The organism is Blautia sp. HCP3S3_D9, from assembly GCF_052063845.1.
GTDB lineage: Bacteria > Bacillota > Clostridia > Lachnospirales > Lachnospiraceae > Blautia_A.
The window spans coordinates 1-1,487 of sequence record NZ_JBQHWS010000267.1 but is presented as its reverse complement, the minus strand read 5'-3'; the positions used below and the strand labels follow the sequence as shown (position 1 = coordinate 1,487).

At 37.9% G+C, this 1,487-nt stretch carries 1 protein-coding gene; it reads right to left on the bottom strand.

Features of this window, described 5'->3' with window-relative positions:
- Positions 1 to 1,018: AAA family ATPase (locus ACTNES_RS20785; RefSeq protein WP_441040568.1), on the bottom strand; the 1,018-nt coding region annotated here is incomplete at its 3' end.
- Between the last annotated feature and the right edge of the window lie 469 nt (positions 1,019 to 1,487).

Genomic DNA, 1,487 nt, shown 5'->3' with positions numbered 1-1,487 from the left:
GTACATCATCTTTACTTTGAATATTAACAGTATCATTTTTGAATGTTGCTGTATTAACTTTGACAGATGATCCGGAAAGCATTTCTATGATCGCTGTTTTCAAGCCATCATAATTCATGTTGATAAAAGGCACAATTGCTTCATAAGAAGCTGTTTCCGACCAGTAACTCTTATATTCTCCCTTCAGCATTACGCTGACAACAGCTCTGGGATTATAAACCTGGTAATCTTTCAGCAGATATCCATCATACCATTTCTTTACCTTATCAAAATCCTGATGGTACTTATCGGATAACTTTTGTACTTCAGCTTCCGTAAATCCGATATACTGCGCCAGAATACTTGGACTTACCATGGTAAATTCATCAAAATTGTTTAAGGCAGACTGAGTTTTTTCCTTTTTAATTGGCAAAATACCTGTAAGATATGCAAGCTGAATATACTTTGTAGGCTCTGTCCCTTTGAAAATACCACGTAAGAAACGGATATACTCATTCTGGATATCCTCTTTTGCAGCTTCATCACGAATCAGAACATCCCATTCATCAATAATCACAATAAACTTTCTGCCAGTTACAGTATTGATCCGTGCCAGTGTCTCTGCCAGGGAATGATTCTCTGCCGGAAGTACATCAGGATAATATCCTCTCAATTCTGAAATTGTCTTTTCTGAAATATAAGAAACAACTTTCTCAGGACCATTGGCAGGCCCCATGCACCATTGAATATCCCAATGAATCACATCATACTGATTCAGATGCTTTCTGAAATCTTCAGCCTGACTGATTTCCAGCCTGGAAAACATTTCTTCTGAATTGCATCCTTTGCTGTAATACGCTGTAAGCATATTTGCAGTAACAGATTTTCCAAATCTTCTTGGACGACTATTGCATATAAAAGCATCTGTTGACCCCAGAACACTGTTTGTATAATTGAGGATTCCACTTTTATCAACATAGATCCTTGCATTCAAAGCTGCCTGAAATGCCAGATTATCAGGATTAACGAACATTCCCATATTGACACACATCCATTTCTTTAAATAATTGCAAAAAAGGTTTCAAATTATCAGAACTTTTGATGAGATAATGATAACATGAAACCTTTTTTGCGTAAAGCGGTATATTGGATTTGCATCATGGGGACCGCTTCATATTTTATTTTTATGCACATCATAGGGCCTGACATTGTGATCTTGTAAAATGCTCATAGTTTGTCACTGTCCAGCAGAAGGCAGATGTTGCAGAATTATACTTCAGTCTGGAATGCTTCATCAGGTTGAGGAGACGGTAAATAGCAATCTTAACTTCGATATGTTGATTAGAACAACTTTTATGATTTCTTTAGAGAACTTTAAGGACGTGTTTATTCATTTTATTCGTACCTCATAGGTCGAGTAGGAGCACCCCTTACGGTCGTACACCCCTCACAGAACTCCGGACGTGCGGTTTTCCCGCATCCGGCTCTTTGCGAAACGAATCGTTCAC